The sequence below is a fragment of the Ekhidna lutea genome (genome assembly GCF_900188325.1).
In the GTDB taxonomy this organism is placed as follows: domain Bacteria; phylum Bacteroidota; class Bacteroidia; order Cytophagales; family Cyclobacteriaceae; genus Ekhidna; species Ekhidna lutea.
Genome location: NZ_FZPD01000001.1, coordinates 832,053 through 855,438 on the forward strand (window position 1 = coordinate 832,053; position 23,386 = coordinate 855,438).

Here is a 23,386-nt window from a genome sequence, read left to right on the forward strand (position 1 = left end):
CCTTCTCATATTCATTCGAAGTTTATTTTTTTTGTTTTTTCACCCATTCGAACAAGCTCAATTGGTTTAAAACAAAAAAACCCTGATGTTTCCATCAGGGCTTTGGTTGCAGAGGCGGAGGGATTCGAACCCCCGGTACCTCGCGGTACAACGGTTTTCAAGACCGCCGCATTCGACCACTCTGCCACGCCTCTGGGTCCCTGCCTGCCGGCAGGCAAGTCTGCAATATCTTTCGAGTAGCTTTCTACTCCTTTTAAATTCGACGGCTATAATCCGTGAAAATTGGAACGCAAAAGTAGCCGTTTTCAGGAAACAGACAAACTCTTATCAATTGAAAAATGGAGAAATTGAATCTTTCATCCGTTCAGGCATTTTTACTGGTCTTCCAGTCCGCATATTCATGAAGGCTAGTGTGGTTTCTCCTGTGTTGATGAGCTTACCTGCTTCATTGCTGATTTCATACATAAACCGCATTCTTGCTCTTGGCATCTCCGGTATGATCAACTTGATGGTAAGCAGGTCATCATATTTTGCAGGTCCATGATATTTGATTGCCATATCAAGTACAGGCATACCTACTCCCGATTCTTCCATCTCTTTATATGGGAAGCCTAACGCCCGAAAGGACTCCACACGTGCTATTTCATAATAGCGGGGATAGTTGCCATAATAGGCAAATCCCATTTTGTCTGTGTCAGCATAGCGAACCCTTAACTGTATTTCGTGCGTGTACATTAGCGATAGATTCTTTCCTGATTTAAAGCTCGCTGAAATTTTCTTGCATTCACATTGTGTTCACTTAGTGTTTTAGCAAACACATGATAGCCCGAAAAGTCAGCTTTAGCACAGAAATATAGGTAATTATGGTCTTCGTAGTTGAGAACTGCATTTAGGGCAGGAATACTCGGAAGATTAATAGGGCCAGGCGGCAGTCCTCTGTTCTTGTAGGTATTGTATGGTGAATCAAATTCCTTGTCTTTATTCAAAATCCTTCGGATACTAAAGTCGCCAATCGCAAATACAAGTGTAGGATCTGCTTGTAGCGGTATGCCTCGCTTAAGCCTATTGATATAAACACCTGCGATTGTAGCAGCTTCATCCATTTTATTTGTTTCACCCTGCACGATAGATGCCAATGTTGAAACTTCAACTTGCGTCATACCCAGGTTGGACGCCTTTTGTTGCCTTTCTTCGGTCCAGAATCGATTGTATTCTTCTTTCATTCGATCCAATAATCCTTTTGGTGTCACCGTCCAGTATACTTCATATGTATTCGGAATGAACATGCTGATGAAAGTCTGATCAGTGAACCCATAGTATTCCGCAGTAGTATCGGCTAAAAGTAGGGGAGCAAGATCCGCCGAATCAATTTCGACATTTTGAGTCAGGATTTTAGGAAGCTGTCTTAATAGTCTGGCGTTGGAAAAGGTAAGCTGAATTGGTGTTTGTGCCCCAGACCTTAATAGGTTTATCAATTCTACATTGGTCATATCACCTTTTAGCAGGTACATTCCGTTTTTTACCTGAGTATCCAGATCCTTGAGTTTAGCTAAAAAGCTAAATGATACCAAATCATTCACTATTCGTTCTTCAGCAAGCTTATTCTGTAGTTGCTTAAAGGTAGTGCCCTTTGGAATGGCGAAATACTGGTCCTCTTTTTCAATCAGTACATTTGGAGTATATAGAATCTGATAGGTATAAAAGGCGAAGGATGATAGCATCATTGTGAAAACTACCAGGAAAACCGCGATGAAGTATTTTTTACGCATGGGTGCAAAAATAGTATGAGAGGTTTGGACTAGAGCAGACTTTTTGGGTATGCTACTGCTCCATAACGTCCATGATGTGAAATGGATATTTCTTTCTTATCCGGTTCAATGATTGGGAGATTTAATTCATCAGATCCAATGTGATAATCCATTCCGTTTTCACGGAAAAATTCGATGATCATGAATCTAATGCCTTCGCTCCAGTCATCTTTAGTTTTAACAAAAACATGATGATCGATTTCATCCAGATTACCACAAAGAGCTATAATATAATTATCGGTGATTTCGAAACGTCCTCTTATTCCGTCGGATTCAAATGAAATCGATTCATTTTCCTGATTGATTTTGATTAAGATGTTAGAGGGAGCAAAGTTCAATGGTTCGCGCTTACACTTAAACACTGCCTCCTTAGCAGACCAAAGGAGCCAAAATAAAAGTGGATGATCAATAATTTCATCGCCATCACTTTTTATCATGTTCAGCGTTCGTTCTGTCCGCTCTTGTAAGAGGGGGTCGCCGAGATCCACTATGTCTATTCCGATTGTCAATTGCTTAAATTATATCCTAAACTTATAATGATTTGTTGGTATTACCCATTATCAAATTAAAGTTTTAAACGCCCGCCAAACCCGAATGATCTATTGCTCCGATCCCGGAGTAGGTAATAGCGACTGTAATTATAATTGAGTGAACCTTCAATAAACAGGTCATATTTTTCATATTGTTTTTGAACGCCTGCAGTAATGCTATATTCGATATCGTGAAGGTTTGAATTTCTAATTTGATTCACAAAATAATCTCTATCTCGTTCAATCCTTTGAATCAGTAAAAATGAAGAAATATATTCCTTTTTGTACAGGACATTGAAGTGATCGCTGTTACCACCTGGCCCTATCCCTGCACCAATTAGCTGGCCATCATGTGTATATCCTTGCCTATTTACTGAATGGGCGTAAAATGGCGCTACTCCTCTCCAGGGTTTATGCCCATAAGACAAGTTGGTGTGCTCGTAGTTAATTAATAATTTTTTCTCTTTAGTTTTTAAAAGAATTTTTTCAAATCCAATGGTATAACCTCTTGAATGCTCTGGTTCAACAGCAGTAGGTCTTATGCCTCCACCATCAGAGGTAAAATCGTTTTTAGCGAATTCCAAGTAAACCCTAAACCCGACTTCTTGAAAATTCCAATCGACTGTAAATGAAGCCATTTGATCAAAGGTGTCATTTTGGGATAGAGTATCTCCGTTTATTACGCCATTATCAATGATAAAAAGCATAGATAATAGGTCTTGATTTTGGAAAAATCTTGTTTGCTTATATAAAACCTTGTTAAACCCTATAGTAAGCTCGGGAAGGAAGGATGGAGAGAAAGCAATAAACATCGCATTGAAGTATCTATTATCATTCGAAGAGTTGTCATCATAGTAGTCCGATTCTTTAAGCAACCCATACATTAAGTTAGCTTCCAATTTGCCAATATTTTTCTTCGCTGATAAATAGGTTGGTTTAACACCAAGTATTAAATGAGGAAAACCAGCTCCTTGTCTGCTCATCAAGATAGGGTTGAATGTTGATGGTCCCACCGAATAGTTTTGTGTCCCAATCGAGGTGAAAAATTTTCCAAAATTCAATCTCACCTCACTTTGTCCAAGATGAAATTTATGAAATGGTTTATTACCATACCTCATTACCCAATCGATCTGAGTTGAATATTGATATCCGAATATATTCACTGAAGAGGGTAGATTAGGAGTGGGGAAACCGGAATTTTCGGAAAGGAATATTGCTGGATTAAGTGTGTATGTGAGATTACCACTTTTACCTGAAAATCCCCCGTGAAGCTCCAATGTTAACCCTTCCCCCTTCCAAACTGGACCGTCATTGTATCCTCTTGCATACTTGTTGTTATGAGAGGTTTTAAACATTACATTATTAAACCTAAGGCCATCATCTACACTTGTAGTAGAAGAGTACATCGCGAGCGTAGTGGTGTCATTAATTTTATCAATTGGATTGTGAAAGTCTCCAGGTACTTTGATTTGAGAAAATCCAAGCAAGGAAGTCAAACAAAAAATTACTATTAGCAGATGATTCATTTAATTGTAATATGTCCGTTTATGACTATTTAGTAAAATAGTCTTATGAAAATGCTGAGAAAGATAACTTTGCACAAAGTTAATACCTCTATCATCGACTGAATTAAAAAAATGAGTCTAGTTAGTGTTTGTGTGCCCCTGTATAATGGAGAAAAGTATCTCCGAGAAAGCCTTGATTGTATAGTGAATCAAACATACAAGGATTTAGAAATCCTAATTGTAGATGATTGTTCATTGGACGACAGTATGGCTATAGCCCAGGAATACCAACTAAAAGATGGAAGGATACGGATTGTCCATAACCAACAAAATCTAGGTCTGGTAGGTAACTGGAATAGATGCATAAAGGAGGCAAAAGGGGAGTACGTAAAATTTCATTTTCAGGATGATCTGATGATGAATGATACAATCGAAAAAATGGTTTTAATGGCAAAAAACTCAAATCTTCATGTTGTAATTACTGATCGTGAATACATCTTTGAAGATGGGATCAATAACACTTTTTTTGACCGTTTACCTCGATTATCAGACTATTTTAGAGACAATGCTATTATTAAACCAACATTTATTTCAAATATTCTTAAGGATTTAGGAATTGAAATGAATTTTATGGGAGAACCAATTCTTGGTTTGGTGAGGGAGGAGGTCTTTTCAGATTACGGGAAGTATGATGAATCACTTCGTCAGATAGTTGATTTTGAATTTTGGATCAGGCTCGCACTTAATATCCAAATTGGATTTATACCTGAGAGACTTCACACTTTTAGAGTTCATGGTCATTCTGAGGGTGCTAGGAATCGAGTAGTACAGGAGATGAATCCGTCTCATTTAGATAGGATTCATTTTGCATCGAAACTTAACAGCGATAAACACTATGAAAAATTCAGGAAAATTGTTGGGAAAAACTTTACTGAGACTCTTTTGAGTAACTTTATTAAAACATATACCACGTCATATGGTAGAAAGGTCCTTGCTAAATATATTAACGAAGATTATTTTCAATATTTAGATTCGATTCCATGGTGGAAGCGATTATTTAGAGAAAAATGAACATCTGGATTTTAATATTTCTTGTGTGCAAGCTCTTTATCGATGATATCTGAACATGCAATATTGTACTCTTCAAAGTAATTTAGATTTCTAACATTTTCATGCTTTTCAGTATCTGCAGCTCCTCTTTGGCATTTGACATTGAGAAACCACTCTTTAGATTGTAATGGGTAGTGATTTAAATGTAGATACGAATTTTCCAGTATTTTTTCATTGACTGGTTGAAATGGATTGGCTTGATGGAGTTTCTTATATTTTAATTTCTTTTTGTCAGCTCCAATGACTTTACATTTATGTAAATCACAATGATGTACGAAATATTTAATTACTTTTTGTGGTTTTACAATGACTTTACTTTGAACCATTTTTTCTTCAGCCATCCATGGTTTTTTTGAATTATTGTAGCTAGCTCTTGTGATAAATTTCTGAATAATATAATCCGGTTGTTTTATATAGTCCGAAGACCCAAACATTTTCCATGGTATTCTAACTGCTCCAACCTTGCTTGGTAAATCGTGCAAAAATGTTTCTATTGTTTCATACCCCCTTCTTGAATACACAAATTCATCAAGATCACAGACTAATACCCATTGACATTGATTTTTTAATTCAGTAAAATACTTATTGTATAACTCAACCTGGGCCCACTTTGAGTCATCGTAAATGATCGTTATTAGCCCTTCGCTGATAAACTCTTTTATTTGGTTCTTATAATCGTCTGTGCTGCCATTGTCGATTAATAGGAAGTGATCGGCGCCTTCATTAAGATAATGTTGAATCCATTCTTTTATGACATGGCTCTCATTCTTAAATATACCAGCAACTGTTAGGAAATTCATTTTAATTAGTTTGTAAACGTGAATTTAAAGTGATCTAGTTAATTGGATTTGTTAATTATGCGTTAGAATAAAATCATTGAGGATTATGTGGCGAGTAATTGGCTTTTTTTTTAGATCTTCTTGGAAGGTCATTGTATTTGCTGCTGTCAGTAGCGCTGCAGCTGCTGCAGCTAACCTATATTCCCTGAAACTTCTTGGTCAGGTTATAACAATTGAAGATACCAACCTTTATGTGCTTATTGGATATATTTCGTTGCTTATTATAGGTTCTTCGATTATTACCCTTTTTTCTGGCAAGTATGTTACCAGATACTTTGAAGCTAAAGTAGCCAATTACAGAAAAGAATTAGCCACGAAAGCGTTACAATCCAATTATTCTTTAATTGAAAAAAAACTAGATAGGTTAGTCCCTGTTTTGCTTTTCGAAACCGGGTCAATCGGAGGCTTTGGAAAGAGTATTCCTGATTTAATGGTGGCGGTCTTCCAATCTGTTGTTGTTTTAACTTATCTATTTCTTTTGTCTTGGGTATTAACATTAGCCTTTCTGCCTATTTTTATAATTATAACCGTCACAAATGTTGCAACTCTTCCACTTTTTAAGAAAATCGAAGAAACTATTTCTGAAACAAGGTTTAAGCTTCATTTTTCGTTAGATCGACTAGAGAAGGGTTTTAAAGACTTGATTGTTAATAAGCAACACTCCAGATCCTATATAGACAATTCTGTTGATTCTCCAAGCCAGAGTCTAGTAAACTTAAGTGTCAAAAATTTCTTCATAAGAACACTTTTGGGGAAATCACAAAATGCGTTCCTGATTATTTGTTTGGGGTTGCTTATTGTTTATGCTATGACAAATTCTGCTTTCACGGAAGGAGAGCTTATCGAGTATATGGCATTGATTCTTTACATAAGACCATCTTTGAATAGAATTGCTGGTTTTACAAAACAAGTTAAGGTGGTGGAAAATGCACTTGAACAGGTTGAGTCACTGGATGTTGATTTAAAGGATTCTCTTTTTAGATCAGAGCTTAAAGTCAATTATGACGGTCATTCCAAGAGCCCACTAATTAAAGTTGACGATATATCATACTCTTATTCAGGTAAAAACTCATTTGCAATTGAATCAATGAATTTTGAAATATTTCGAAACGAAATTGTAATTATTAATGGGAGCAACGGAAGTGGTAAATCAACACTATTTAAATTGATAATTGGACTCTACACTCCAAAAAGTGGAGAAATCACCTTTCAGGATCAGTCATTAAGTAAGGACAACCTTGAATCATATAGAAATCACTTCTCTTGCTACTTTACAGATTCACCACTATTTGATGATCTAGGATATGTTGCCTCTAAACAAAAAGAAACTGAAATTGAAGAGTTAATTGAGCTACTTGGACTAAGTAACAAAACATCTCTTGACGATGGATTTAAAATAACTAACTCTAATCTTTCGAATGGACAAAAAGGACGATTAAACTTATTGCGATTGCTTCTAGAGGATCGGGAGATTTACTTTTTGGATGAGTGGGCTGCAAATCAAGATATCTATTTTAAAGAAAAATTCTATACAGAGATCATTCCCGATTTGAAGAAAAGAGGTAAAACAATTATCCTAATTTCACATGATGACAAATTTTATTCGGTTGCTGATCGAATAATTACGCTAAGAAATGGGAAAATTGAAAACATGACTACTTCTAATGTCAGCGTCTAAAGTATGTGCGATTGTCGTAACATTTAACGGCATAGAATGGATAGAAAAATGTCTAAATAGTGTTGCTGGTAGCTCAATCAAAATTGACTTGATTGTGGTGGATAATGGTTCTACAGACGGCACTATCGAGTATCTTGATAACTATGATAAATTAGAGTTTTTGGTCAAATCCGATGTTAATCTTGGTTTCGGAAAGGCCAACAATTTAGGACTTAAGGAGGGGTATGGCAGAGGGTATGAATATTTTCTTTTGCTAAACCAGGACGCATGGGTTGACGAAAATGTTGTTGAGGTGTTAGTAAATGCCTTGCAAACCCAAGTTGATTATGGAATTGCATCACCAATGCATTATGATGGGACAGGAAAAAACCTAGATTTTTTATTTTCATCCTATTTGTCGAGGACTTCCTCTTATCAGGTTGATTTGGAATCTAATAGCTTGAAAGAAAAACTATATGAGTCTCCGTTTATAAATGCAGCTTGTTGGCTAATGAGAAGAAATACACTTCAACAGGTTGGTCTGTTCAACCCCTTGTTTGACCACTATGGTGAGGATGATAATTACATCCATCGATTAAATAATCACGGGTTAAAACTAGGCCTTCATCCATTTGTAAAAGTCTATCATGACAGAAAATCAGGCCCAAATATTTTGAAGGACGACCCATTTAGGCTTTTTAGAAGGCATATCTTATGGGAAATGCTTAGATCAGAGAATTCAATAACATTGTTTACAGCCCTCAGGAACGCAGTAAAGCATTCGAACAAGCAATCCAAGCACTTAAGTAGCGGCTCTAAAGTTTTATTTGTTTTAAAATGTTACATAGAGTGCTTTAGGCTCTGGTATCAGGTAAACGATTTTAAACGTAACAGAGAAGCCGAATTATATCTCGTGTGAAACCATTAATAGCCATAGGGTTAGGGACAAAAAATCGTCCAAAAATGTTGAGTCAAGCTCTCCAATCATTGAGCAAATTGATGCTTCCTGAAAGTGCTACTTTTCATTTGATTGTTTGTGATAACGACCCATCTGGTTCCGCCTCAAACGAGGTAGCAAAGACAAAAGAAGTATTACCTTTCCCTGTTACCTATCTATTGGAAGCTAAGGAAGGTATTGTCTTTATGCGAAATAAAATCTTAGAGGAGGCAATTGCTTTAAACGCAGAGTACCTGGCATTTTATGATGACGATGAAGCTGTTGACCCACTATGGCTTGGCGAACTATTCAAAACCCTTAACAAGTATAAAGCTAATGTTGTACAGGGGCATGTCAAGCAAAAATTTGACGATTTAAAAGTCGATGAGCTGATTGTTAAGTTCTTTCCAGGAAGTTTTGATAGGCAAACCGGTGATGAATTAAATGAGGCTTTTACCAATAATGTTTTAATAGATCTTAGTTTGGTAAAGAAGTTTGGCTTGAAATTCAACGAAAGATTTAATCTAACAGGTGGGTCTGATAGTTATTTTTTCCTTCAGCTTAAAATGGTTGGCGCAAAACTTGTTTTTTGCAAGGATGCGATAGTGACAGAGCGTATCCCTGAAACAAGGTCAAATTTGGGATGGATATACTCTCGCTATTATAGAAATGGCTATACAAGCCATTTAATTAAGGTAGAGAGGTTTGGAAAAATTAAAGCATGGATTAAAAGTGCTCGAATAATTTCAAAAGTCATTCGTAGTTGTGTTTTAAAGACCAAATTGGATTCAGGAATTAACTCAGAGCAAGAGATGAAGGAAAAAATAAAGTGTCTTAGGGCGAAAGGAATGCTTCATGCAATGATCGGCAAATCTCATTTAGAATATAGTATTACACATGGTGGCTAGTTTTGCTTTGAATGAAGGGAATGAGCATTAAAACTCTTACTATATCCGTTTGCACCTTTAGACGACCAAACTTGTTAAGGCAAGCTATCAGGGCTGTCCATAGACTGTCCATTCCCAAAGAATTAGAAGTAAATTTCTTGATTGTTGACAATGATGCATCACAAGAAATTGAACAACTCATCAGAGAAGAAACGTCTGATTTTCAGATTCCGACTAGATATGTTGCTGAAGTAAATCAAGGACTTGTTAACGCGCGCAATCGAGTATTGGCTGAGGCTAGAAAAATGAGTGTTGATTACCTGGCAATGTTTGATGATGATGACTATCCTGAGACAGGTTGGCTAATTAATCTCTGGAATTGTTTAAATAAATATTCGGCAACAGTTGTTTCTGGAATGATGATCTATTCATGGCCAGATTCATTGGTATCAATTGATGATGATATTAAAAGAGTCTATGACGAGAAATCAAGTACCATTAAAACTGGTGATATCAGAGAAAGATGCGGGTCTGGCAATACGCTTATCGATTTCAAATTTGTTGAAAAGCACAACTTAAGCTTTCATGAGGCATTTAATTATACAGGAGGAGAAGACTCTCATTTTTTTGAATCAGTGACTTTATACGGAGGAAAAATTGTTAAGTGCAATGAAGCAATTGTTTACTCAGAGATTGTTGAGGAAAGAGCAAATGAAGATTTCATTTGGATGAGACGATATAATGTTGGCTATGTAACGTTTACAAAGAATAGACTCCTTTATGGAAGGCTTAAAGCTATTCAAAAGGCAATATCCATGCTGTTTCGAAATGGCCTAAATAATTTGATTAAGTCACTATCAGATGACAAACGCACTCAGATTAAAAGGAAAAGGAAAGCAATAGAGATGAAAGGGCTAATAGATTCTTTGCTTGGCAAAACATATGAAAGCTATAAAAAACCTGATGGTTATTAGCTTGAAATCACCTTTGTTTAAATGACTAGCTTAGTTCAGTGAAAATTCTTATTATTTCTAAATTATATCCTTCATCTCCCGTTACTAAGGATCAAACAGGGGTGATGTTACTCCATCAATACGCGAAATGTTGGGCAGAAGAACACGATATTACAGTAATCAGACCTCACTCTTATAATCTATTAACTGCAAACAAACTCAGAAAGAAGAAATTAAAGGCCTGCTTTGAAATCGATGGAATTAACGTGTTTAACGTGCCCGTATTGAGATTGCCGGGAGATAATCTGCAGATTAAAAAGTTTAGAAAAATCATTTCAGAGTTAGGCAAATTCGATTTTATCCTTGGTTCCTTACCTGTTGGAATTGAAATAACACACTATGTTAGTTCTACGCTTGGGATTCCATATTTTACTTACTTGCACAATACAGACTTTCACCGCTCTGGTTTAAGCAAGGGTCGTTTGACCAGTAGGTACAAGATGTTTTTAATGAAGGCCGATGGGATTGGATACATATCTACTAAACTTCAAAAAGCATTTGAAAGAACTATAATGGAAAGCTCAAAAGGTATTTTGCTACCTGGAGCTATTTCACCTTCATGGCTAACAGAACCTCCCAAAAGAAGTTTCAAATCGCCAATGAAATTGGTAGCACCAGCAAGGTTGGTCAAGCAAAAGAATATTGATTTGATACTTAAAGCCTTTAGTAAATTATTGTCTTTGGATTACCAACTCACTATTGCCGGTGATGGAGAGCAAAGAGAATTTTTGGAACATTTAGTTGCAAGCGATCTCAATTTGAAGGCGAAAGTGTCGTTTATAGGAATGGTGGATCATGAAGTACTGAAAAAGCTGTTTGATCAGAGCGATTTTATGATTTTAATGAGCACAAATGAAAGCTTTGGGTTGGTATATTTAGAAGCGATGGCTAGAGGCTGTATACCAATTGGGACAAGAGGAGAAGGAATAGACGGAGTAATTCAACATGGAGAGAATGGATTTTTATGTGACCCTGATCCTGAATCAATAAGTCAACAACTCTCAGAGATCTCTAAACTGCCTAGCGCAAGTCTTTTGAAGGTTTCTACGAATGCTTCAGAAACAGCCAAAAACTTTGTTTACGATAAATTGGCGAAATTTTTTATTGATTTTGCTAAAACAAAACTCAGGCATCCATAGAATATTTATGTTTCTTTGAAAAAAAATTCAATTTTTTGGCAAAACGAGTCCTTTTAATTTCGCCATATTTTCCACCTCACAATACCATTGGAACAAAGCGAGCAGTCAATTTTGTGCAGGGAGTTCACGGACAGGAAGACTGGGAAGTCATTGTACTGGCCAGCAAACCTTTTAAGGATGAATATGACTTCCGGTTAAGCCATTGCGTCCCAGAAGGAGTAAAAGCACATTATGAATTTGTGGGAATATTTCGCCCGCTAATTAAGCTTCTGGCTCAAGGATTCAATAGAAAAAATCGAAAGAAGCCAAATGAAGAGGAGCCACAAATTATAAAGAAGAAAACTATCAAAAAGAAAAGGAGCATTTCACTTACTCCTTTTGATCAATATGTTTGGGATGTAAACTCTGCCATATACAACGGTAAAAAATTGATGCGTCAATATAAGCCTGACGTAATATGGGTAAACGCAGACCCATGGTCCGGATTTTTGGTGGCAGCCAAGCTAAGTCGTAAGTTCGGTGTTCCATGGGTAGCGGATCTCAGAGATCCCTGGACAGTCTTTGAAAAGAAAATGCAATGGAGACCAACACTCACAGTGAAAATTATTCGCTGGTATGAAAAACGGTTTTTTAGTTCTGCTTCAAAGGTTGTTTTGAACACAGAAATCGCATATGAAGCATATAAAAGCAGGTATCCATCTTCATTTTCAAATAAGTTTATGTACATCAGAAATGCGTACAATGAATGTTTGTTAAGAGAATTTGGATTAAAGCCTGACAAAAAGGCCTTCACCTTCGGTTACTATGGAGGTTTTAGGGATCTCGTACCTTCTGATGACATCATCAGAGGATTAGCAGACCTTATTAAAAAGCATGATTTGGATCCTTCAGAAGTGAGGTTTGAAGTCAGAGGGAATGTTTATCCCGAGTTTTGGGACCAGGTTAATGAACATAAGCTCGAAGAATATGTAAGTGTTGAAAAGGAAATTAACCTGGGCCAAACAATTACGCTCTTACGATCCTGGGATGCACTTTTGATTAGTGCTGCTTACGATCGACGATGGATGATTCCCGCCAAATTTTATGATTACTTATTTGCACGAAAACCAATCATAGCTATTTCAAATAACAAGGAGCTCAATCGTCTGATTAACGAAACCAAGTCGGGGAGGTCAGTAGAAACGAAAAAACCCGACGAAATTTTAGCCTTGTTTGAAGCGTATTTTAAAAAGGGAAAGTCTGACCTTATAGAAAACCAGACGTATATTGAGCCCTATGGTCTGGATAAACAAGCAATAAAATTTCGGGAGACTTTGAATGAAGTAATGAAAAGCTAAGTCGTCCTTTATCAGTTATTGATCTTGGTCCATTCCTCAATTATATATGTGTTTTCGTAGACTAATCCAATTCCATTGTCATCCCCAAACTCATGTACGAAATCAACAATTTCACCATCTATAATCAGGTCGTATCTCACCTCCCAGTATGGATCCGCCTGGGGTTCATATGGTTCTACACCGTTATAAAGTTCAATTTTTAATTCTTCAGTACCATCTTTAACAAATGGAGTAAGATCGATTTTATAATCTACTTCCGGACTGCTATGGATGGTTCCGCTTGTGAAAATAAGGGAGTCCTCCATATAGACACTTACACTATTATCTATTTCAGAGATTGCAAGAACATACCCTTTTGATTGCACTTTAGGAGTACTTTTTTCTTCCTGATTTTGATCCTTCGATGAGGTTGTGGTGCAGCCAGCTATTACAACTATTATGGCTAAGATGAATTGCTTCATTTTGTCTAAATCTTGAGTATTAAGTTTGAGCACAAAACTAGCCAAATCACTCAACTGCTTCACTATCAGCTATAAATTGTTTCTGAAAGGAATTAATCAGTACTATTCTATTTTTGCAGTCAAATTAATATCATGAAAAGAATACTTCCTGTAATAAAGTTCAAGTTTTCTTTGCCATCTGCAAAGCGTCTGGAGAGTGAGTTCCATTACTCTACGTCAAAAAAATTAACGAAAGTTGAGCGAGCAAAAGAACCAAAGCGAACGGAGATTATAAATTACTTGATTTCGTTTTTAGATCGAGAGGTGACTTACCTCGAAATAGGAGTTAGAAATCCGGAAGAAAATTTCAATCATATCAAAGCCCATACAAAATACAGTGTTGATCCGGGTCTTGAAGTAAAGGTCAATACTGCAGATTTTCCAATGACTAGTGATGGCTTTTTTGAAGCGTTGGATAATGGTGATGTCCTGTCTAAAGAAACGAAATTTGATGTGATCTTTATTGATGGCCTTCATCTCGCTAACCAAGTGAATAAAGACATTGAAAACGCACTAAGGTATCTGACTGATGATGGTTTTATTGTGCTTCATGATTGTAATCCTCCCTCCGAGTGGCATGCTCGCGAAACTTACTACTATATTGATACCCCGGCGGGATCATTTTGGAATGGTACTACCTGGAAAGCATTTTTAAAGTGGAGGTTTAATCCGGAAGTATATTCTTGCTGTATCGATTCTGACTGGGGTGTTGGAATTCTGTCTCAGAAACACAAAATTGGGAATAGTATTGCTCCAACAAATATCTTCTACGAATACAATGATCTTAAGGAAAATAGAGTAGAGCTAATGAATTTGATTGATTTTGATCAGCTGAAAAAATCTTTGAATAACGCCTAAATCACTTTTCAGCTTTAGCGTATTCAACCAGGTTCCCATTTCTAAGCTTTATAACCCGATCTGCACAATCGAAAAAGAGCTCATCGTGAGTAATTGCAATAACTGTTTTACCCCTTTTTTTCAAGTCAGGAATTATTTCTCGATAAAATATCTGCTTAAATGAAGGATCTTGGTTGGCCGCCCACTCATCAAATAAATAAATGTTGGCATTTTCCATAATGGCGCTTATCAACCTTAACCGATGAGTCTGACCCTGGGATAATTTTGTCGTGGAAAACCCCCCGTCCTTTATTGAAACCTTTCTATCTATTCTAAATGCTTCAATAAGCTTTTCCGCGTAATCCTCAGGCAGGTCCTCCGATTTTACCAAGAGTTTATCAAATAAATAAGAATCATCAAAAATGGCTTTAAACTGATCTCGATATCCGTTACGGTTGTCTTTGGTAATTTCTTCGCCATTGTATTCGATGTGTCCATCCTGGGGGATATAAAGGCCAAGCAAGAGCTTCGAAAGCGTTGTTTTGCCACTACCATTTCCCCCTACTATAAAGGTGACTTCATTAGGTTTGATTTTGAGATTTATTGGTCCAAGCAGGAACTGGTCATCTTCCGTGTCATTATAATAGGTATAAGTAGCTCCCTTTACTTCAATCAGTCCGGGCTCATCAGCTTTAGTTGCCAACTTCTGAATATGCTTTTTAGTGCCTACGAGTTTTAGGCCCATTTCTTCTATATTGTTTAAGGCCACCTCAATTGCTTTAATATTCCCGAGAAACCCAGTTGCCGATGATAATGGGGATACTGTAAAAAGCGAGATCAAAAGAAACTCTCCGAGTAGTTCGAATTCAACAATTTGAGTAGTATATATTCCAAAGATGAGAATAACGATACCAAACAAAAGCATAACATCCGTCATTCTTGAAAGCAATGAATTCACAACACTTTCCTTCACTTTCAAATCCTTCTCCTGGTGACTTTTGTCTGTCAATTGATCGTCAAGAAATTTGTATTTGAGTTTTTGATTTAGACTTAGCTCTTTAATTCCTTTTACTACAGCTTCTAATTCAACAAATACTTCGTCCCATTTCATTCTAGCCTGATGAGTATACTTTTTTAGGAGTGGAAGCATTAGAGATACAATCACGAACGTAAGGCCGAAAACGACAATTGTAAAGCCAAAAAGTATGGGAGAAAGCCAAACCATGTAAATGAAAAGCCCAATGACGGTAGTCAGTCCCGTAACAATCCCAGGAAACCGATTAATGGCAGTTGAGATAGTAGAAATATCGTGGGTAAGCATTGGTAGCAAGCGTTCTTTATTCTTTTCAACGGCACTGTATTCCGCATTAAGAATTTTAGTTGATAGCTGCACTCTTAAATTATGGATGATCGTTTGTGTAAGCCTCGCAAGCTTGTAGGAGCTAAGCACTGCAAATGCGGGATAGGCAATGAGCAGAATGCCAACCTTTAAACTGAAATAGATTAAATCTTCTATTCCATTGTTGAGAGTTTCGTGAATTGTTTTTATCAAGAGTGTGGAACAGAGACCTGTCACGACGCTGCTGAGAGAAGCAATTACAAAATTTCTCTTTGAAGTCTTGAGTAAATAGTATAAGAGTTTCAAGTACTTTCTTTTTGGTTTAAATCGCAAAAAAACGACAACTTGCAGCGGCAAACAAAAAACAATGGACATTAGCCATTCAGATGTAGGTCAAAGCGAGCGGAAATGTTGCACAATAATAGTAACTTATAATGGAGAAAAGTGGATAAAGAATTGCCTTTATACGCTTTTTTCTTCAATATATGCGACAGATATTATCGTAATTGATAATGGCTCTTCTGATAATACAGTTCAGATATTAGAAGAGTATCTTGATCAAATTCAACTTATCAAAACGGGGCAAAATCTGGGGTTTGGCGGTGCAAATAATATTGGGATCAAAATGGCCCTTGAACAGGGGTATGATTACTTTTTCTTGCTAAATCAAGATACATGGGTTGAGCCTGATGCTATTGGGCAACTGATCAAAGGACTGAAGCAAAATGAAATGTATGGTATATTGTCTCCTGTACATGTAAATGGGCAAATGAATGCCTTTGACAGGAACTTCAAGAAGTTTGTTCGCCGTTATAAAAAAATTAACCTCCCATTCAATGAATCTGAATTGGCAAGGCATAAATCACCTATTGATGTAGGATTTGTAAATGCTGCCGCCTGGATGATATCTCGAAAGTGCATTGAGGAGGTTGGAGTTTTTAGCCCATTATTTTACCATTACGCGGAGGATAACAATTATTGCCACAGAACTCTTAGTCATGGCTTTAAAATTGGCATTATCAAAGAATCACTGATCTATCATGATAGGGAATACAGAAATGACTCCTATTCTCCAACAAAAGATTTTGAACGAGAGACAGTAAAAAGTCTTTCTAACCCGCTGAAAAACAGGACCCTGTTGCAGGATTTTATTATCGCACTTTCCAAGATTCTGGAAATATCTTCCAAGATCAGGTTCTATAAAATTCCAGGGTTTATGTTTTGGGCTTTTAAAGAGTTCTTCGTGCTAAGAAGAAAAGTAAAAGAATTCGACAACAGTGCCTTATATAATTTTGAGTTAGACCATAAATATTCGTAATGGCTAAAAAGCATTTTTTAACCTTCGCTACCAATTTCAAAAATGAAAATCCATACCTAAAAGATTGGATCGATTACCATGTTAAAGTTGGGGTAAACCATTTTTATTTATACGATCAGGATGGAGGGGATGAGGCCAAAGAAATCCTCAAACCCTATGAGGAAAAAGGTATTGTGACGCGTCATCCATGGACACACCTTGATGGAACTAAATATGATGGTGCTACTAAATGGTATCAGCGAAATAAGAATCATATGGGATTTGCGCATGCCGCAAAAACCTATCGAAAAGAATTTCAATGGCTGATGAAAATTGACGTGGATGAATTCTTATTTCCAATCGATGGAAGCGATCATTTACATACATGGCTTAAAACTGTCGACATAAAAAAGATCAAAGGAATTAAGTTACCCCGTATTAATTTTGGAAATAATGGCTATGATACCAAGCCGGAGAAGTCTGTTTTGGAAGCATATACAAAACGTGAGGAAAACTATTCGGATCACAAAGATTTAGGCAATGGTGATTTTCTTTCCAGTAATCGATTTGCATACAGTGCTCACTGGTGGCACTATAAGTGGTACAAGTCTGGTAAGATGCTGACGGATACAGATCAAATGGGATGGAGAATCAATCACTATTATACTAAGTCACTTGAAGAATATTTATCTCGTCAAAATGTTTCAGGAGGCCGACCGGTGGGTAGAGAGGGGTTTGATGAGAAGAATAGAGGGTGCAATGAAGTAGTGGATGAGAGCATGCTGGAGTTGTTGAAAAATATTGGGCGGTAACAATTGATTAATCCCTTTTTATCGTGAGCTAGCTTTTATTGTTCTGGTTTAGTTTAAACCGACCTCCAATACCAAAGTAAAAATTCACTCGGTCAAATTGAAAATATTTGTTGTAATTGTAGCTCAGTGAGGATTCAAATAGTAGGATCAAAGATTGGTATTCTTTGCGCAAGAATCCATGTGCCGAATACTCAATATCATGTTTGGCAAGGTTTGCAATATTTGTAACAAAGTAATCTCTGTTGTACTCAATTCTTTGAAAAAGCAGTCCAGCCTTAAAAGTAGGATAGTTTACTTCGATACTCAGGTGATCACTATTTCCTCCCGGTCCAATCCCAGCACCAATGATTTGACCATCATTGGTGTAGCCATTTCGGTTAACTCCATGTTGATAGTAAGAAGGTGTGCGCCTCCAGAAAATAGCTTGATTTCTTGACAAATTGGTGTGTTCATAACCTATTCTTGTGACATTGCCTTTTTTGGTTAAGACCTCTTTCTCAAAACCAATGGTATATGCTCGTGTGTGCTCTGGCTCGGACGCTGTATATCTAAAACGAGATTTGGAAGTGAAATCATTCTTGGCGAACTCTGAATATATACGCAGACCAATTTCTTTAAACTTCCAATCAACGGTAAGTGATACTAACTGATCAAATGCATCATTTGGAGAAAGTGTATCACCATCAACTACACCATCATCTAAAATAAATAATGTTGACAATAGATCTGTTTTTTCAAAAAATCTTGTTTGTTTATACAGTGATTTGTTGAACCCAACTTTTAATCCTTGGAGAAAATCAGGAGAGAATGCAATTGCTAGAATGTTGATATACCTTTTATCATTCTCAGGAATATTGTCGAAGTATTCAGATTCATCCAGAAGGCCAAAGATTAAATTCGTTTCAATCTTTCCTAAATTTTTATTCTTGATTTGAATTTTTACAGGCTCAATCCCAAGTCTTAAGTGAGGAAACCCCCCTGCTTGCCTGCTTAGAACAATTGGATTAAACGTGGCAGGACCTAGCGAATAATTTTGAGTGGAAAGTGAAGCTATAAATTTTCCAGTATTGAATCTTAATTCGCTTTGGCCTAGATGTACCTTGACAAAAGCCCCATTTCCATATCGTTGAACCCAATCGATTCTATTTGAAAACTGATACCTAAATTCAGGAACTGAATCACCCCTAAAATGATTCTCATTTTGAGATAGGAAAACGACTGGAAAGAATGTGAATGAAAAATTTCCTCTTGCGGCATTAAAACCTCCATGTCCTTCGAATCCAAAACCTTTACCAATCCATACTGGACCGTCATTGAGAGCTCTTGGATAGAGTGAATTTGAGGTTGCCTTTATCAGCGGATTAATGAATTTAAAGTTAGATTCTGGCTTATCCCTAATAGAAGTATAAAGAGATAATGTTGTGGTATCCGATAATTTATCAATCCTTTCTAAATAAATGCCGGGAATGGATACCTGAGCAATTGAATGATGCACTAAGAGAGTTAAGACAGAAAGAACAACGGGGTTTCTCATCGCTTCTTTAAATTTTAGCACATTTTCAATTTAGTCGAATGTGTTCTTCAATGGAAAAGGTACACTTTGATGACTGCAATTTTTTTAATGGGTTGCATTTACACTTCAACGGTCATAAAGAAGTGAAATTAATAGATTTTCTTTCAGAGTACGAAGTTAAGCAGTATTAGAAGTAGTACTTTTCTTCAAATACCAGACCGACCTGGTTATCATCAGCATAATCCCAGAAATAGTCAATTTGCTCATCTCCATTCATAATTACATACTTGATTTCCCAATGAGTATCACTTTGTTCTGTGTATGGGGGGTGTCCATTGTAGAGCCGAATTATCACCTCATCTTTCTTCTCTGTCAAATAAATCGATAAAGGTATTTTATAGGTGTCACCTAGAAATGGATTATTGTCAATGATACCACTTTGGTATACAATTGAATCATTAACCAAAATCTCAACACTGTTGTCAATTCGATCAAAGATAACTATGTAATCATCATTAGATACTGACCTGGAATCCCAGGAAAAACTAGAAATGAGAAAAAACAATATTTTTAGATATAACATGTTTGATTAACGTATTTTGCTATTAAGTCAACATTCTGTCTACAGAACCCCCAAGTTGACACTCTTTTTATCAACTTGTTCATTGAGTTTTAAAAATAATCGTTCTATTTGAAATGAAATCGAGTTAAAATCTTTGAAACAAAAAATTGCTATTGGTTTGGGCACTAAAGACAGGCCTGAAATGCTGAAGAGGTCGCTTAGATCATTAGTTGATCTAATTACTCCCGAAGGTACAGAGCTACTACTTCTAGTATGTGAAAATGGAAATAGCTCAGATGCTTTAGGGATTGTTGAGAACATAAAGACAAGGCTGAATTTGAATGTTATTTTTTTCTATGAAAAAAAGGCAGGTATTGTATTCATGAGAAATGCAATTTTGGAAAAGGCTTTATCAGAACAAGCCTCATATTTAGCCTTTTTTGATGATGATGAAGAGGTAACTCCGCACTGGCTTTTAAACCTGAATAAAGCAAGAGTCGATTATAATGCTGAGGTGGTTCAAGGTCACCTAATTCAAAATTTTGAAGTTGAGGTTGACAGCTTAGTTCAGGACTATTTTCCAGGGAGTTTTGATAACCAAACAGGTGAATACCTTGAAGTAGCGTACACAAACAATGTATTAATAGACCTTGAGCCCATAAAAAGGCACAACTTAAGGTTTAATGCTAAATTTAATTTAACCGGCGGATCAGATAGTTTGTTTTTCATAGAGCTTCGTAGAATCGGAGCAAAGGTTGTCTTTTGCAAAGAGGCTGTTGTTGCAGAAACAATTCCAGCTTCTAGATCAAATATTGATTGGCTTCTCCAGAGAAGTTACAGAAATGGTTATACAAAATTTATGATTGAATCAGAACTTCGTGGGACGTGGAGGTCATTCTTGTTTGGTTTAGGATTCGTTTATAACGTTGTGAAAACATCACTCTTTTCACCTTTTACCAGAAATAGGAAATTGAATGAAAAAGAGTTTTTAAGATTAAAAAAAATCAATAGAGCTAAAGGTATCATTCATGCTATGATTGGGATTCCATTTTCAGAATACGAAACAACACATGGAAATTGATTACGCTCAAAGTTGCGTTATTGCTGTATGTACCTACAAAAGACCTCATAGCTTATCAAAAGCTATTGAAGCTGTCAGCAATCTAATATTTCCAAATGATCTCAAAATACAATTTTTAGTGGTTGATAATGACCCATCGTCATCTTCAAAGATTGTTTTTGATGAAGGAGTAAGGAGCCTAAAAATTGAAGCAAAGTATATTGAAGAATACAAAAGAGGTATAGTTCATGCACGTAATGCTGCATTAACTTATGCATTAAATATCAATGCAGATTTTTTAGCTTTTTTTGACGATGATGATCATCCTGATTCTAATTGGATTCAATCTCTCTGGAAATGTCAAAAAAAACATAAAGCTACCGTATCCGCCGGGAAGATGGTATATAAGTGGCCTGTGCATACTAATCTAGATGAAGATACTAAAAGGATTTATGACAGTATTCTTGGCGATGTAAAATCCGGTAAAATAAGGAGCAAATGTGGTGCAGGGAATGTGATTATGGATTTGCAATTTGTTCGCCTACATAATTTATCCTTTAACGAAAGATTAAATTTCACAGGGGGTGAAGACTCACATTTTTTTAGGCAGTTGTCTATTTTGGGCGGAAAAATAATTTGGTGTAATGAAGCCGTGATTTTCTCCAATGTTGATAAAAAACGCTGTAGTGCTGAATTTATATTTAGAAGAAGATATAGAGTTGGATACAATAGTTTTATAATCGACTCTTTAATCTATGGAAGATGGAAAGCTGTGTTGAAGACAGCATTTTTTTGTTTAGATAGGTGGGTAAGCATCTGTTTTGAAGTGATAAAAAAGAAAAATAATAAAGCTAGGTTAAGAAGATTTAATTCGGAGATTCGCGGGAGAATACATGCAATGCTTGGAGTAAAATTTAAAAATTATTTAGAAACTGATGGTAATTAAAACTGATCAATAAAATTTCTTCTAAATGAAGCTTTTTAGACGAAAGAAATATCTTAAACCTATTAAACTCTCAGAAAAGGGAAGGATTCTGAGTTTTTGCATTACTCATCAAAATAGATTTTCTTTTTTGAAAAAAACTTTGGCAAAGAACCTTGAAGATAATCGATCACTCAAGGACAAGATTGAATTTGTTCTCGTTGATTTCTCATTGGATGAGAACGTATGCAGTTGGATTTGGAACGATTTTTCCGAGGAAATAAGGGAGGGGTATCTCAAATTTTATCAAACTAACCAATTAAGAAAATGGTCCGCGCCAATTGCGAAAAACACATCTCATAAACTTGCGAACGGAGAGATTCTAACTAATCTTGATTGTGATAATTATGTTGGAGCAAATGGAGCTGAGTTTGTTATAGACCAATTTAAAAAAGCAAATGAAGCCATCATCCTATGGCAATATTCAGGTATAAAATATGATGGGTCATTTGGGAGAATATCTATTCCTTCCAAAGTGTTTAAAGAATTGGGAGGATACGATGAATCACTACTTGAAATGGGATGGCAGGATAATGATTTGATGAGAAGATCAAAAGCAATGGGATTGAAATTGGTGAAAATAAGTGATAGGAAATTCAACCAGGCGATAGCTCATGAGAAATACAAACCTGAAAGTATGTCTTTCGAACAGATGAATAAACTGAATGAAAAGCATGCGAGAAGAAAAATCAGAAAAGGGCAATTGGTGGCAAATGCTGGAAATTTTGGGATAGCTAATGGTATGCTGAAAATGAATGCAGAAGGTAAAATGAAACCTACTATTGCGTCTCTATGAATCAAGAATTGATAGTCATTGGGATTGGGACATATAAACGTCCCAAAATGTTGGAAAAGGCACTGGAATCCTTGCAAAAGCTTATTATTCCAGATAGTACGACAACTCAACTTGTGATCGTTGATAATGAAGAAAATTCAGCATCTCGAGATATCTTGTTGAAATTTGATTTTCCCTTTAAGGTTCATTACGAATGTGAGCCAAAAAGGGGGATTGTTCATGTTAGAAATAACATACTTACGACTGCATTGGAATTGGGGGCACAGTATCTCGCCTTTCTCGACGATGATGAGGTCGTAAAGGAGGACTGGATTCTGCAGTTATATGAAGCCATGAAAACGCATAAAGCTGATGCAGTAGAAGGTTTTGTCATATATAGCTTACCGGAAAAAGCTCCTGACTGGCTATTTAAAAAAGATTTTTATGGTAAAAGGCAAAGGAAAACCGGGACTCGCTTATTTAGTGCCAGGACATGCAATGTCATGATCTCAATGCAATTCGTCATTAAACACCGATTATTCTTCGATGAGAGACTAAATGAAACCGGAAGTTCCGACACATACTTTTTTCGGCAATTGGTAAGTAAAGGAGGGAAATTGATCTGGTGCAATGAGGCTGTTAGCTATGAAACGATCCTTCAAACCCGGGCAAATAAAGAATGGATACTGAGAAGATCTTATAAATCAGGGTTCAATACTGTTTTAATAAACAGCATAAGGTTTGGTAAACCTATTGCCATAGCCATGTGGCCTTTTTATATTATTCAACTATTCTTTACTTATCTACTAAAAACGATAAAAAATCCGCCTATTAATAAATCAAATATCGTTTTTAATAAAAGAGAGTTGATGGAATTAAAAGGAGCAGTAGATGCCCTTAGAGGAAAAAGAATGGATTATTATAAAGTTGTTCATGGCAACTAATAA

General features: G+C 36.3%; 23 protein-coding genes and 1 tRNA gene. 14 read left to right on the forward strand and 10 right to left on the reverse strand.

Going from position 1 to position 23,386, the window contains the following annotated elements:
- Positions 1 to 109 precede the first annotated feature (109 nt).
- The 5 genes from CHB71_RS03680 to CHB71_RS03700 form a co-directional block, all read right to left on the reverse strand.
- Positions 110 to 194 (reverse strand) — tRNA-Ser (locus tag CHB71_RS03680).
- A gap of 133 nt (positions 195 to 327) precedes the next feature.
- Entirely contained in the window at positions 328 to 735 is a 408-nt protein-coding gene (locus CHB71_RS03685; RefSeq protein ID WP_089355518.1) for an acyl-CoA thioesterase, read from the reverse strand.
- The gene (gene mltG / locus CHB71_RS03690) at positions 735 to 1,769 is read right to left on the reverse strand and encodes an endolytic transglycosylase MltG (RefSeq protein ID WP_179213290.1); all 1,035 of its coding nucleotides are present in this window, start codon (positions 1,767 to 1,769) and stop codon (positions 735 to 737) included. Before mltG ends, CHB71_RS03685 begins: the two co-directional genes overlap by 1 nt.
- A gap of 29 nt (positions 1,770 to 1,798) precedes the next feature.
- Positions 1,799 to 2,317 (reverse strand): 4'-phosphopantetheinyl transferase family protein, encoded by a 519-nt coding sequence (locus tag CHB71_RS03695; protein WP_089355520.1) that lies wholly within the window; start codon positions 2,315 to 2,317, stop codon positions 1,799 to 1,801.
- A gap of 56 nt (positions 2,318 to 2,373) precedes the next feature.
- Positions 2,374 to 3,864, reverse strand: a complete 1,491-nt coding sequence (locus CHB71_RS03700) for a capsule assembly Wzi family protein (RefSeq protein WP_089355521.1) — start codon at positions 3,862 to 3,864, stop codon at positions 2,374 to 2,376.
- A gap of 111 nt (positions 3,865 to 3,975) precedes the next feature.
- Here CHB71_RS03700 and CHB71_RS03705 point away from each other — a divergent pair, with 111 nt between their 5' ends.
- Positions 3,976 to 4,914 (forward strand): glycosyltransferase family 2 protein, encoded by a 939-nt coding sequence (locus CHB71_RS03705; RefSeq protein ID WP_089355522.1) that lies wholly within the window; start codon positions 3,976 to 3,978, stop codon positions 4,912 to 4,914.
- An 11-nt stretch (positions 4,915 to 4,925) separates the two neighbouring features.
- Here the strand turns inward: CHB71_RS03705 and CHB71_RS03710 are convergent, their stop codons facing one another.
- On the reverse strand, positions 4,926 to 5,753 hold the full coding sequence (locus CHB71_RS03710; RefSeq protein WP_089355523.1) for a glycosyltransferase family 2 protein: 828 nt from the start codon (positions 5,751 to 5,753) through the stop codon (positions 4,926 to 4,928).
- Positions 5,754 to 5,838: 85 nt separating this feature from the next.
- Between CHB71_RS03710 and CHB71_RS03715 the strand changes: the two genes are divergently transcribed.
- The 6 genes from CHB71_RS03715 (at position 5,839) to CHB71_RS03740 (ending at position 12,762) form a co-directional block, all read left to right on the forward strand.
- Positions 5,839 to 7,470 (forward strand): ATP-binding cassette domain-containing protein, encoded by a 1,632-nt coding sequence (locus CHB71_RS03715; protein ID WP_089355524.1) that lies wholly within the window; start codon positions 5,839 to 5,841, stop codon positions 7,468 to 7,470.
- On the forward strand, positions 7,457 to 8,368 hold the full coding sequence (locus tag CHB71_RS03720; RefSeq protein WP_089355525.1) for a glycosyltransferase family 2 protein: 912 nt from the start codon (positions 7,457 to 7,459) through the stop codon (positions 8,366 to 8,368). Before CHB71_RS03715 ends, CHB71_RS03720 begins: the two co-directional genes overlap by 14 nt.
- Positions 8,365 to 9,294 (forward strand): glycosyltransferase family 2 protein, encoded by a 930-nt coding sequence (locus CHB71_RS03725; RefSeq protein ID WP_089355526.1) that lies wholly within the window; start codon positions 8,365 to 8,367, stop codon positions 9,292 to 9,294. The genes CHB71_RS03720 and CHB71_RS03725 overlap by 4 nt, the downstream gene beginning before the upstream one ends.
- A 20-nt stretch (positions 9,295 to 9,314) precedes the next feature.
- On the forward strand, positions 9,315 to 10,247 hold the full coding sequence (locus tag CHB71_RS03730; protein WP_179213291.1) for a glycosyltransferase family 2 protein: 933 nt from the start codon (positions 9,315 to 9,317) through the stop codon (positions 10,245 to 10,247).
- A 104-nt stretch (positions 10,248 to 10,351) separates the two neighbouring features.
- Positions 10,352 to 11,425 carry a glycosyltransferase family 4 protein gene (locus CHB71_RS03735; RefSeq protein WP_144017315.1) on the forward strand — a complete coding sequence of 358 codons (1,074 nt, stop codon included), beginning with the start codon at positions 10,352 to 10,354 and terminating at the stop codon, positions 11,423 to 11,425.
- A gap of 35 nt (positions 11,426 to 11,460) precedes the next feature.
- Positions 11,461 to 12,762 (forward strand): glycosyltransferase, encoded by a 1,302-nt coding sequence (locus CHB71_RS03740; RefSeq protein WP_089355529.1) that lies wholly within the window; start codon positions 11,461 to 11,463, stop codon positions 12,760 to 12,762.
- Between the two features lie 11 nt (positions 12,763 to 12,773).
- Here CHB71_RS03740 and CHB71_RS03745 read toward each other — a convergent pair whose 3' ends face one another.
- Positions 12,774 to 13,223 carry a hypothetical protein gene (locus CHB71_RS03745; RefSeq protein ID WP_144017317.1) on the reverse strand — a complete coding sequence of 150 codons (450 nt, stop codon included), beginning with the start codon at positions 13,221 to 13,223 and terminating at the stop codon, positions 12,774 to 12,776.
- Positions 13,224 to 13,355: 132 nt separating this feature from the next.
- Here CHB71_RS03745 and CHB71_RS03750 point away from each other — a divergent pair, with 132 nt between their 5' ends.
- Entirely contained in the window at positions 13,356 to 14,120 is a 765-nt protein-coding gene (locus tag CHB71_RS03750) for a class I SAM-dependent methyltransferase (protein WP_089355531.1), read from the forward strand.
- A 1-nt stretch (position 14,121) separates the two neighbouring features.
- On the opposite strand, the gene CHB71_RS03755 is transcribed toward CHB71_RS03750, so the two are convergent.
- Positions 14,122 to 15,813 carry a cyclic peptide export ABC transporter gene (locus tag CHB71_RS03755; protein ID WP_089355532.1) on the reverse strand — a complete coding sequence of 564 codons (1,692 nt, stop codon included), beginning with the start codon at positions 15,811 to 15,813 and terminating at the stop codon, positions 14,122 to 14,124.
- Here CHB71_RS03755 and CHB71_RS03760 point away from each other — a divergent pair.
- Together CHB71_RS03760 and CHB71_RS03765 are read left to right on the forward strand one after the other, a co-directional pair.
- Positions 15,806 to 16,756 carry a glycosyltransferase family 2 protein gene (locus CHB71_RS03760; protein WP_089355533.1) on the forward strand — a complete coding sequence of 317 codons (951 nt, stop codon included), beginning with the start codon at positions 15,806 to 15,808 and terminating at the stop codon, positions 16,754 to 16,756. The genes CHB71_RS03755 and CHB71_RS03760 overlap by 8 nt on opposite strands.
- On the forward strand, positions 16,756 to 17,547 hold the full coding sequence (locus CHB71_RS03765) for a glycosyltransferase family 92 protein (protein ID WP_089355534.1): 792 nt from the start codon (positions 16,756 to 16,758) through the stop codon (positions 17,545 to 17,547). Before CHB71_RS03760 ends, CHB71_RS03765 begins: the two co-directional genes overlap by 1 nt.
- Before the next feature lie 28 nt (positions 17,548 to 17,575).
- Here the strand turns inward: CHB71_RS03765 and CHB71_RS03770 are convergent, their stop codons facing one another.
- The gene (locus CHB71_RS03770) at positions 17,576 to 19,081 is read right to left on the reverse strand and encodes a capsule assembly Wzi family protein (protein ID WP_089355535.1); all 1,506 of its coding nucleotides are present in this window, start codon (positions 19,079 to 19,081) and stop codon (positions 17,576 to 17,578) included.
- 166 nt (positions 19,082 to 19,247) lie between these two features.
- Positions 19,248 to 19,643, reverse strand: a complete 396-nt coding sequence (locus CHB71_RS03775; RefSeq protein ID WP_089355536.1) for a hypothetical protein — start codon at positions 19,641 to 19,643, stop codon at positions 19,248 to 19,250.
- Between the two features lie 133 nt (positions 19,644 to 19,776).
- On the opposite strand from CHB71_RS03775, the gene CHB71_RS03780 reads away from it, so the two are divergent.
- The 4 genes from CHB71_RS03780 (at position 19,777) to CHB71_RS03795 (ending at position 23,383) form a co-directional block, all read left to right on the forward strand.
- Positions 19,777 to 20,703 (forward strand): glycosyltransferase, encoded by a 927-nt coding sequence (locus CHB71_RS03780; protein WP_089355537.1) that lies wholly within the window; start codon positions 19,777 to 19,779, stop codon positions 20,701 to 20,703.
- Entirely contained in the window at positions 20,693 to 21,628 is a 936-nt protein-coding gene (locus tag CHB71_RS03785) for a glycosyltransferase family A protein (RefSeq protein ID WP_089355538.1), read from the forward strand. The genes CHB71_RS03780 and CHB71_RS03785 overlap by 11 nt, the downstream gene beginning before the upstream one ends.
- 127 nt (positions 21,629 to 21,755) lie before the next feature.
- Complete coding sequence (locus CHB71_RS03790; RefSeq protein ID WP_144017318.1) at positions 21,756 to 22,460, forward strand: glycosyltransferase family A protein; 705 nt, start codon at positions 21,756 to 21,758, stop codon at positions 22,458 to 22,460.
- A complete protein-coding gene (locus CHB71_RS03795; protein WP_089355540.1) occupies positions 22,457 to 23,383 on the forward strand; it encodes a glycosyltransferase family 2 protein in 927 nt (308 codons plus the stop codon). Before CHB71_RS03790 ends, CHB71_RS03795 begins: the two co-directional genes overlap by 4 nt.
- Positions 23,384 to 23,386 lie beyond the last annotated feature (3 nt).